Here is a 9,519-nt window from a genome sequence, read left to right on the forward strand (position 1 = left end):
TCACGGCCCCCCGGTGGTCGCGCCGTCGGCGCCGGGGGTCGGCAGCGGCTCGCCGGCGGCGCCGGGGACGGGCTCGGGGGTGGCGGTCGCCGTGGCCGAGGCCGACGGGGACGGGAACGGGGACGGGGACAGCGCCTCCTGCCGGGCCTCGTCCTGCGCCACCTGCTCCTCGAGGTTGTCCACCACCCCGCGGGCGGCGGCCAGCGAGGCCGCGGCGATGGTGTCCTCGAGCTGCTCGCGCTGGTAGACGGGCAGGTCCTGCACCTGCACCGAGGACCGCTCGACGACCGACGAGAGCCGCAGGGGCCCGAGGTCGTCGGGCAGCCCGCGGAAGACGGCGACGCGGCCGTCCGAGGCGCCGACGAAGTACTGCGTCTGCGTCCAGGCGTAGGCGCCGGCGAGGCCGCCGGCGACGAGCAGCACGAGCACCACGGCGAGGAGCGGCCCGCGCCACCGGCGCCGGCGCGGTGCCTCGTCCTCGTCGTCGCCGGCCCTCGTCGCGCCGGCGGCCCCGGCGGCCCCGCCGCCCGCCGCCCGTGCGATCGCCACCTCGTGCGCGAGCGCCGCGGCCCGGGCCGCCGGGCTGGCGGCGGCCGAGGTCGGCGAGTGGCGGGTGGTGGCGGCGGCGCCCACGACCGCCGAGCGCTGCGAGGGCGCCGCGCCGTCGGGGAGGGCGTCGAGGTCGACCACGTCCGCGACGACGACGGTCACGTTGTCCCCGCCGCCGGCCCGCAGGGCGAGCTGGACGAGCCGGTCGGCGCACTCCTCGACGTCGGGCACCGTCGCCAGCGTCTCGGCCATCGTCTCCGCGGACACGAACCCCGACAGCCCGTCGGAGCACAGCAGCCAGCGGTCGCCCGGCCGCGCCTCGCGCACGGACAGGTCCGGCGTCGTGTCCGCGTCGAAGTCGCCGAGCACGCGCATGACGACCGACCGCTGCGGGTGCGTCTCCGCCTCCTCGGCGGTGATGCGGCCCGTGTCGACGAGGTGCTGGACGTACGTGTGGTCGGCCGTGACCTGCGTGAGCACGCCCCCGCGCAGCAGGTACCCGCGCGAGTCGCCGAGGTGCAGCATCGCCAGCTTGTTGCCCGTCCGCAGGATCGCCGTGACGGTGGTGCCCATGCCGGCCAGCGTCGGGTCGGCGTCGGAGCGGGCGATGATCTCCTCGCGCGCGACCTCCAGGGCGTCCTCGAGCTCGTGCAGCGCGTCGTCGGGACCGTGCGCCTCGTCGTCGAGGGGGACGAGCGCCGCGACCGCGACCGAGGAGGCGACGTCGCCGCCCGCGTGCCCGCCCATGCCGTCCGCGACGACGAGCAGGTGCGGCCCGGCGTAGGCGGAGTCCTGGTTGTTGGCGCGCACGAGGCCCACGTCGGAGCGGGCGGCGTAGCGCAGGGCGACGGCCACCGGGCTACCTCTGCAGCTCGATGATGCTCTGGCCGACCCGGACCGGTGTGCCCGTCGGCAGCGGCACGGGCTCGACGACGCGCTGCTCGTCGACGAAGGTGCCGTTGGTGGAGCCGAGGTCCTCGACCCACCAGCCGCCGTCCTGCGGGAAGATCCGGGCGTGCCGTGAGGAGGAGTAGTCGTCGTCGAGGACGAGCGTGCAGCTGGGGGACCGGCCGACGAGCACCGACGACGTGCTCAGCGGCATGGTCGTTCCGCGCAGCGGGCCCTCGATCACCACGAGCCGCGACGGGCCCGAGGAGCGGCCGTTGCGCCGCTCGGGACGGGCCTCCGCACGAGGCTCGGGCGCCGCACCCGTGCCGCCGGCCGCCCCGGCCGTGGCCGCGGCGCCGCGCGGGGCCTCCCGCCGGCCGCGCCCGGGCAGGCCGCGCTGCACGATGCGCGTGCCGTACAGGTCGCGGCGCAGCACGCCGATCGCGGCCAGCACCAGCAGCCACAGCAGCGCGAGGTACCCCAGCCGCAGCAGCGCGACGGTCAGCTCACTCATGCGCCGCCGTCACGCGTCGGCGTCCTCGTCCGCACCCGTGGAGAACAGGATGCGCGTCCGGCCGATCGTGAGCGTGTTCCCGTCCAGCAGCGTCGCGGCGGGGACCTGGTGGCCCTCGACGAGGAGCCCGTTGGTGGATCCCAGGTCGGTGGCGATGACGCCGTCGGGCGTCACCCGGATCTCGAGGTGCTTGCGGCTGACCCCGGGGTCGTCGACGACGATGTCCGCCTCCGAGCCCCGGCCGATGACGGTGACGGGCCCGGTGAGGATGTAGCGCTGGCCGTCGATGTCGACGAGCGGGTGCCGCGGGCTGGGCGACGCGGTCGTCGCCGGGGCCACCGCACCCCGCACGGAGGAGGAGGACACGGTGAAGCGGCCGGCCTCGAGGTCGACGTCCTCCGTGAAGCGCACGCTCACGGGCCCGACGAAGGCGTACTGCTGGCTGGCCGCGTGGTCCGTGGCCGTCGCCGCGAGCTCGTCCGCCATGGCCTCGGCCCCCCACGACTCGACGAGGTCGTAGTCCGGCGTCGACAGCGTGATGTCGTACTCGTTCGGCGCGACGGTGCGGTCCCGGCCGACGACCATCGCCCGGTCGTCCATCTCGCGGCGCAGCGCGTCGACGAGCTGGACCGGCTTGAGCTCGCCGCGGAAGGAGCGGACGTTGTTCATGGCGCGTTCCACGCCCTTCTCGATCCTGTCGAGGATGCCCATCCGACCTCCCTCCGTCCGTCGCGTCGGTGCCGCCGGTGGTCGGGGCACGCGTCCGCGTCGTCGATCGTAGCCACCGGCCCGGTCGGGAGGGGTCCGGGCCGTGGCACACGGCCGGGTGAGCGGGGCTGGGGACGGCCCGACGGCGTCCCCCGCAGGTGCGGAGCCCGTGACCTGCCCGTGACGAGCCACGTGGCGACCCCGGCGGGTGTCCGGACCACCCGCGGGACCGTGCTAGCGTTCTACGTCGCGCGCGAGTGGCGAAATGGCAGACGCGCTGGCTTCAGGTGCCAGTGCCCGTAAGGGCGTGGGGGTTCAAGTCCCCCCTCGCGCACAGAGCAGAAGGGCCGGACCTCGGGGTCCGGCCCTTCTCGCGTTCCTCGGGACGACCGCCCGGCCGTGACCACATCGTGACGCACCCGATGCCGGAGAAGTGTGCTTTGTGGCTTGCCTGTGCGAGATGGGACAGCTTCCATGTGAGGTGCCCGGCACGGTGGCTCGAACAGGACGTGGTCGCCGCAGAGGGCTCAGGGGCGTACCCGTCCCCACGTCGACGTGGAGGTACTCGCATGAGCAGCATCAGCAGGGGCCGGGGGCTCGCGGCCACGATGGCCGGCGCGGCCGCCCTGGCCGCGGTCCTGGCGGCGTGCACGCCGCCCCCCTCGGAGGGCGGCGGCGGCGAGGGCGGTGGCGGCGGCGAGGTCGCGGAGGGCTGCGAGGACTACGCCCCGTTCATCGAGATGGGCGACCTCCAGGACACCGAGGTCTCCGTCTACACCACCATCACCGGCGACGAGGCGACCGCGCAGGAGGCGTCGTACGAGGAGTACGAGCGCTGCACCGGCACCGACATCGTCTACGAGGCCAACGACGAGTTCGAGGCCCAGATCGCCGTGCGGATCCAGTCCGGCAGCGCGCCCGACATCGCGTACATCCCGCAGCCCGGCCTGCTGCAGCGCCTCGTCAACGACTTCCCCGACGCCATCCTCCCGGCGTCCGACGAGGTCGCGGCCAACGTCGACGAGTTCTTCACCGAGGAGTGGCGCGAGTACGGCACGGTCGACGGCACGCTGTACGGCTCGCCCCTCGGCGCCAACGCGAAGTCCTTCGTCTGGTACTCCCCGAGCATGTTCGCCGAGGCGGGCTACGAGATCCCCACGACCTGGGACGAGCTCATCGCCCTGTCCGACCGGATCGTGGCCGAGCACCCCGACACCAAGCCGTGGTGCGTCGGCATCGCCTCGGGTGACGCGACGGGCTGGCCGGCCACCGACTGGCTCGAGGACGTGGTCCTGCGCACCGCCGGCCCGGACGTCTACGACCAGTGGTACACGCACGAGATCCCCTTCGACGACCCGCAGGTCGTCGAGGCGCTGGACACCGCGGGCGAGATCCTGCGCAACCCGGACTACGTCAACGGCGGTCTCGGCGACGTCTCGAGCATCGCGACGACCGCGTGGGACGCGGGCGGCTTCCCGATCCTCGACGGCTCCTGCTGGATGCACCGCGCCGCCAACTTCTACGGCGTGAACTGGCAGCAGGCGCAGGAGGGCGTCGAGATCGCCGAGGACGGCGACGTCTTCGCCTTCTACCTGCCGGGCGCCACGGCCGACGAGAAGCCGATGCTCGGTGGCGGCGAGTTCGTCGTCTCCTTCGAGGAGCGTCCCGAGGTCCAGGCCTTCCACGCCTTCCTCGCCAGCGACGTGTGGGCCAACGACAAGGCCGAGGTCAGCAACGCCGGCTGGGTCTCCGCCAACAGCGGCCTGGACGTCGAGCTGCTGCAGTCGCCGATCGACCGGCTCGCCAGCGAGATCCTCGCGAGCGACGAGTACACGTTCCGGTTCGACGCGTCCGACCTCATGCCCGGGCCGGTGGGTGCCGGCTCGTTCTGGACCGGCATGACGAACTGGCTCAGCGACCCGAGCACGAGCTCGGAGCAGGTGCTCTCCGACATCGAGGGCTCCTGGCCCGCCAGCTGACGCACCGTTGGCGGCGGGGGTCGGGACGTCCCGGCCCCCGCCGTCCGACGGGGTCCTGATCGTCGGGGACGCGGCGGCACGCCGTCGCGTCCCCCGGAGCGCGGAGGCGTGCATGGTCGAGAACATCGGGTTGTGGGTCGGCTACTTCTGGGGCATCACCAAGGACTTCCTGCTGGACGCCGAGACGCCGGGGCACAAGCTCGCGCTCATGCTCGTGGCGATCCTGCTGTTCGTCGCGGTCATGGGCGCGGTCCTCCTGGCCGTCGACCGGCCGAAGCGCGTGCCGTCGTGGGCGGTCACCGCCGCCTTCGCCGGGCCGGCGCTGCTCGCGCTCGCGTTCGGGCTGGTCTACCCCGCGCTGCGCACCACCTACGGGTCCTTCTTCAACCGCAACGGCACGGAGTTCGTCGGGCTGGACAACTACGTCACGGCCTTCACGCAGGAGTCCTTCCAGGTGGTCCTGCGCAACACGGCGCTGTGGGTGCTGCTGGTGCCGACGCTGGCCACGTTCATCGGGCTCGTCTACGCGGTCGTCGTCGACCGGACGCGGTTCGAGAAGGTCGCCAAGGCCCTGATCTTCCTGCCGATGGCGATCTCGCTGGTCGGGGCCTCGATCATCTGGCGCTTCGTCTACGAGTACCGGGACGCCTCGCGGGCGCAGACGGGCCTGGCCAACCAGCTGCTCGTCTGGCTGGGGCTCGACCCGTACCAGTTCCTCGTCGACCAGCCGCTGAACAACGTCTTCCTCATCGCGGTGCTCATCTGGATCCAGGCGGGCTTCGCGATGACCATCCTGTCCGCGGCGATCAAGGCGATCCCCGACGACATCGTCGAGGCCGCCACGCTCGACGGGCTCAAGGGCCTGGAGATGTTCCGGTACATCACCGTGCCGAGCATCCGGCCCGCCCTCGTCGTGGTCGTCACGACCATCGCCATGACGACGCTCAAGGTCTTCGACATCGTCCGGACGATGACGGGCGGCAACTTCGGCACGTCCGTCGTCGCCAACGAGTTCTACGCCCAGAGCTTCGTGCAGGGGAACGCCGGGATGGGCGCGGCGCTGGCCGTGATCCTCTTCCTCATCGTCATCCCCGTCGTGGTCTACAACGTCCGTCAGCTGCGCCTCTCGGAGGAGATCCGATGACCACGAACCCGGCACCCCCGCAGGCCTTCGGCGCGGCGACGACGGGCGAGGCGAGCGGCGGCCGCGCCCCGGGGCTGCGCGCCGGCATCGGGCGCCGCGCCGACCGCGCGCGCCGGCGGCTCAGCTCGCCCTGGGCCTCGGGCATCGCGATCGCGATCGCCGTGCTGTGGACCGTGCCGACCTTCGGGCTGCTCGTGACGTCGTTCCGGCCGGTCCAGGACATCCGGGCCAACGGCTGGTGGAACTTCTTCGGCGCCCCCCGCGTGACGCTCGACAACTACCAGCAGGTGCTCTTCGAGGGCGACCAGCCGCTCGCGCAGTACGTCCTGAACTCCGTCGTGGTGACGATCCCCGCGGTGGTCATCCCCATCAGCATCGCGCTGCTCGCGGCCTACGCCTTCGCGTGGATCGAGTTCAAGGGCCGCAACATCCTCTTCGTGGCGGTCTTCGCGCTCCAGATCATCCCCATCCAGATCACGATGATCCCGCTGCTCACGCAGTACGTGCGGTGGGACCTCGCGGGGTCGTTCTGGGCGGTGTGGCTGTCGCACTCGATCTTCGCGCTGCCGCTGGCGATCTTCCTGCTGCACAACTTCATGAAGGACATCCCGCCGTCGCTGGTGGAGGCGGCCCGTGTCGACGGCGCGGGGCACGTGCAGATCTTCTTCCGCGTGCTCATGCCCCTGCTGGTCCCGGCGGTCGCGGCGTTCGCGATCTTCCAGTTCCTCTGGGTGTGGAACGACCTGCTCGTCTCGCTCGTCTTCGGCTCCCAGCGCCAGGTCTCGCCGCTCACCGTGCGCCTCGCGACCCTCGCCGGCGACCGTGGCGAGACGTGGCACCTGCTGTCCTCCGGTGCGTTCGTCGCCATGCTGGTCCCGGTCGTCGTGTTCCTCGCGCTGCAGCGCTACTTCGTCCGAGGGCTGCTCGCGGGGTCGGTCAAGGGCTGACGCCGCCCGTACCGGCCGTCGTCGCACCTCGTTGTCGCACCTCGTCGGCGTGCCGCGCGGGACCCCCCGCGCGGCGCGTCCGGCAGGATCGACGCCATGCGCACCGAGACGCTGCGGCTGCACGACGACCGCGACGACGTCACGCTCACCACCTACGTCCTCGACGACTCCCCGGAGCTCCTGGCCGGGGCCCCGCGCCCCGCGGTGCTGGTGCTGCCGGGCGGCGCGTACCTCGGGTGCTCCGACCGCGAGGGCGAGCCCGTCGCGCTCGCGTTCGCCGCCCTGGGGTACCACGCGTTCGTCCTGCGCTACTCGACGTACGGCGCCGTCCCCTCCGGCGTCGACCCCGCGACGGTCGTCGAGCCGAAGGACCACTGCCGGCACCCGGGCCCCCTGCGGGACGTGGCGCTGGCGGTGCTGCGCATCAAGGAGCGGGCGGCGGGGTGGCACCTCGACCCCGACCGCCTGGCGCTGTGCGGGTTCTCCGCCGGCGGGCACAACGCGGCGATGTACGGCACGCACTGGCACCGCCCGCTGCTGACGGAGGCCCTCGGGGTGGACGCGGCCGCGCTGCGGCCGGCCGCGCTGGTGCTCGGCTACGCGCTGACGGACTACGTGCGCCTCGAGGAGTGGGTGGAGCCCGCCGACGAGGGGGTCCGGCAGGTGATGCGCGCGGCCCACGTCGCGCTGCTCGGGACGGCCACGCCGGACGCCGCCACGGAGCTCGCGCTGAGCCCGGCGAGGCACGTCGATCCGTCGACCCCGCCCAGCTTCGTCTGGCACACCGCTGCGGACGCCCTGGTCCCCGCGCGGCACTCCCTGGCGTTCGCCGCCGCGCTCGCGGCCGCCGGCGTGCCGTTCGAGCTGCACGTCCACGAGCGCGGCGGCCACGGCCTCGCGCTCGCCACGGCCGCGACGGCGGGCAGCGCGACCCAGGTCGACGACGTCGCCGCGGGCTGGTTCGGCGCGTGCGCGCGGTGGCTGGAGCAGCGCCTGGCCCTGCCGGTGCCCTGACGTGCCCGACGAGCCGCGCCCGGACGAGCCGCGCCCGGACGAGCCGCGCCCGGACGAGGCGCGCCCGGACGAGCAGCCCCCCAGAGGCGACGGCCCGCCCGTCACCCCCGACGGCCGTTACCTCGTGGTGCGCGGCCGGCTGTGGCGGCGCTCGGACCCCGCGCTCGACGAGGGGCGACGCGCGGAGCTCACGCACGAGCTCATGGCGGCCCGCCGGGCCAAGGGTGCCGCGATGCGCGCGGGCGATCCCGCGGCACGGGAGGCGGCCCGCGCCAGGGTCGACGCCGCCAAGGTCGCGCTGGGGGAGCGCGGTCCGGTGTGGTGGGACGACGGCGCTCCCGACCTCACGCAGCACCTGGCCCGCACGACGGTCTACGCCGAGTGGTACGCGGGCCTCGCCCCCGGCGGCTGACGGCGTCCCTCAGCCGGTCGACGTCCGCGGGCCCTCGTCGCCCGGGTCCCCGCCCGCCCCGTCGGGCCACGAGGGCCGCGCCCGCGGGCGGGGCGCGTCCAGCCCCAGCCGCATCCCGACGACACGCACGACGAAGCACGCGGCCGCCGCCCCGACGGCGGCCGGCGCGCCCAGCACCTCCTCGACCCCGCCGCGCGCGGCCAGCACGGCCAGCGTCGCCCCGACGAGGGCCGGGATCGCGTACAGCTCGTTCGTCAGGACGCTCGGCACCCGGCGCAGCAGCACGTCGCGCAGGGTGCCGCCGCCGACGGCGGTCGTCGCCCCGAGGATGACCGCCTGCGCGGGCCCGGCGCCGAGCTCGAGGGCCCGCGCGGCGCCGGCCACGGCGAAGAGGCTGAGGCCGGCGGCGTCGAGCACCGCGATGGTCCCCGCGAGCCGGTGCAGGTGGTGCCCGAACCAGAACGCCAGCAGCCCGCCCGCGGCGGCGACCGCGAGGTAGCGCCAGTCGCCGAAAGTGGCCGGCGGCAGGGCCCCGAGCAGGATGTCCCGCACGATCCCGCCGCCGAGCCCGGTGATGACCCCGAGCGTGACGACGCCGACGATGTCGACGTGCGCCACCCGCACCGCGGTCAGGGCGCCGTTGAGCGCGAACGCGAAGGTGCCGACGAGGTCGAGCACCAGCAGCAGGGTGAGGGTGTCGTCCACGGGGGACGGTCTACCGCACGGCGAGGACCCGCACGCCTCAGATCCGCCGCAGCGTCTCGTCGTCCTCCACGCCGTCGTACCAGCGCTCGAGGACCGCTCGGAAGGCGGGCTCGTCGGGCGCGGCCTGCGCGAACAGCGTCATGGCGCTGCGCACCTTGACCGCGTCGACGGTCCCGAGGACGGCGACCGGGTCGGCGGAGGGTGTCGCGAGCAGCAGGTCCGTCGTCTCGCGCAGGCGCGGGCCGAGCACGGGGTGCGCGAGGTACGCGCGGGCCTCGTCGACCCCGGCCAGGGCGTAGCGGCGCGACATCTCGCTCTGCCCCAGCCCTGCCACCTGCGGCAGGACGAACCAGATCCAGTGGCTGGTCTTCCTGCCGCGGCGCAGCTCGGCCAGGGCGCGGTCGTACGTGCCCTCCGCGTCCTGGGCGTCGACGAACCGCTGCAGCGGGTTCCCGGCGCTCACGGGGAGAGGTCCGGCCGGTCGAGGTGGATGTCCTCCATCCCCCGACCCTGTGCCGTGGTCCGGGCCGTGTCCACCGCGGCGCGAGCCCAGGACCGCGTCGGACCGGAGGACCGACCGCCGGGTAACGATTCGGCAAGCGCTCTTCCGACTAGTTCGTCTATGGGTTAGCGTAACCAGCGCCACCCGGTTGAGGGGG

10 protein-coding genes and 1 tRNA gene are annotated in these 9,519 nt (G+C 73.9%); 6 read left to right on the forward strand and 5 right to left on the reverse strand.

Features of this window, described 5'->3' with window-relative positions; all coding sequences use genetic code 11:
- Genes AC2TDM_RS00190 through AC2TDM_RS00200 form a run of 3 tightly spaced genes read right to left on the reverse strand, consistent with a single transcriptional unit; the run spans nt 1 to nt 2,662 of the window.
- Entirely contained in the window at nt 1–1,404 is a 1,404-nt protein-coding gene (locus tag AC2TDM_RS00190) for a PP2C family protein-serine/threonine phosphatase (RefSeq protein WP_484635429.1), read from the reverse strand.
- A gap of 4 nt (nt 1,405–1,408) precedes the next feature.
- Nucleotides 1,409–1,951 carry an FHA domain-containing protein FhaB/FipA gene (locus AC2TDM_RS00195; protein WP_484635430.1) on the reverse strand — a complete coding sequence of 181 codons (543 nt, stop codon included), beginning with the start codon at nt 1,949–1,951 and terminating at the stop codon, nt 1,409–1,411.
- 9 nt (nt 1,952–1,960) lie between these two features.
- A complete protein-coding gene (locus tag AC2TDM_RS00200) occupies nt 1,961–2,662 on the reverse strand; it encodes an FHA domain-containing protein (RefSeq protein WP_090034293.1) in 702 nt (233 codons plus the stop codon).
- A 248-nt stretch (nt 2,663–2,910) separates the two neighbouring features.
- Here AC2TDM_RS00200 and AC2TDM_RS00205 point away from each other — a divergent pair.
- The 6 genes from AC2TDM_RS00205 to AC2TDM_RS00230 all read left to right on the forward strand — a co-directional run bounded on the left by AC2TDM_RS00205 (nt 2,911) and on the right by AC2TDM_RS00230 (nt 8,155).
- A tRNA-Leu gene (locus tag AC2TDM_RS00205) sits at nt 2,911–2,993 on the forward strand.
- Nucleotides 2,994–3,228: 235 nt separating this feature from the next.
- A complete protein-coding gene (locus tag AC2TDM_RS00210) occupies nt 3,229–4,638 on the forward strand; it encodes an ABC transporter substrate-binding protein (RefSeq protein WP_484635431.1) in 1,410 nt (469 codons plus the stop codon).
- 112 nt (nt 4,639–4,750) lie between these two features.
- On the forward strand, nt 4,751–5,782 hold the full coding sequence (locus AC2TDM_RS00215; protein WP_239079010.1) for a carbohydrate ABC transporter permease: 1,032 nt from the start codon (nt 4,751–4,753) through the stop codon (nt 5,780–5,782).
- Entirely contained in the window at nt 5,779–6,729 is a 951-nt protein-coding gene (locus AC2TDM_RS00220) for a carbohydrate ABC transporter permease (RefSeq protein WP_484635432.1), read from the forward strand. Before AC2TDM_RS00215 ends, AC2TDM_RS00220 begins: the two co-directional genes overlap by 4 nt.
- Before the next feature lie 96 nt (nt 6,730–6,825).
- Complete coding sequence (locus AC2TDM_RS00225) at nt 6,826–7,743, forward strand: alpha/beta hydrolase (protein WP_484635433.1); 918 nt, start codon at nt 6,826–6,828, stop codon at nt 7,741–7,743.
- 1 nt (nt 7,744) lies between these two features.
- Nucleotides 7,745–8,155: a hypothetical protein gene (locus AC2TDM_RS00230; RefSeq protein WP_203708973.1), complete on the forward strand. Its 411-nt coding sequence runs from the start codon at nt 7,745–7,747 to the stop codon at nt 8,153–8,155.
- Between the two features lie 9 nt (nt 8,156–8,164).
- Here AC2TDM_RS00230 and AC2TDM_RS00235 read toward each other — a convergent pair whose 3' ends face one another.
- Nucleotides 8,165–8,860 (reverse strand): trimeric intracellular cation channel family protein, encoded by a 696-nt coding sequence (locus AC2TDM_RS00235; RefSeq protein ID WP_484635434.1) that lies wholly within the window; start codon nt 8,858–8,860, stop codon nt 8,165–8,167.
- Nucleotides 8,861–8,897: 37 nt separating this feature from the next.
- Complete coding sequence (locus tag AC2TDM_RS00240) at nt 8,898–9,323, reverse strand: DUF1810 domain-containing protein (RefSeq protein WP_484635435.1); 426 nt, start codon at nt 9,321–9,323, stop codon at nt 8,898–8,900.
- Nucleotides 9,324–9,519: the final 196 nt, after the last annotated feature.

The organism is Cellulomonas sp. plas2 (genome assembly GCF_057221735.1).

What these genes read in the sequence shown, in the direction of transcription:
- AC2TDM_RS00195 (WP_484635430.1), bottom strand. Translation starts at nt 1,951, where the DNA reads ATGAGTGAGCTGACCGTCGCGCTGCTGCGGCTGGGGTACCTCGCGCTG.
- AC2TDM_RS00200 (WP_090034293.1), bottom strand. Translation starts at nt 2,662, where the DNA reads ATGGGCATCCTCGACAGGATCGAGAAGGGCGTGGAACGCGCCATGAAC.
- AC2TDM_RS00210 (WP_484635431.1), top strand. Translation starts at nt 3,229, where the DNA reads ATGAGCAGCATCAGCAGGGGCCGGGGGCTCGCGGCCACGATGGCCGGC.
- AC2TDM_RS00215 (WP_239079010.1), top strand. Translation starts at nt 4,751, where the DNA reads ATGGTCGAGAACATCGGGTTGTGGGTCGGCTACTTCTGGGGCATCACC.
- AC2TDM_RS00220 (WP_484635432.1), top strand. Translation starts at nt 5,779, where the DNA reads ATGACCACGAACCCGGCACCCCCGCAGGCCTTCGGCGCGGCGACGACG.
- AC2TDM_RS00225 (WP_484635433.1), top strand. Translation starts at nt 6,826, where the DNA reads ATGCGCACCGAGACGCTGCGGCTGCACGACGACCGCGACGACGTCACG.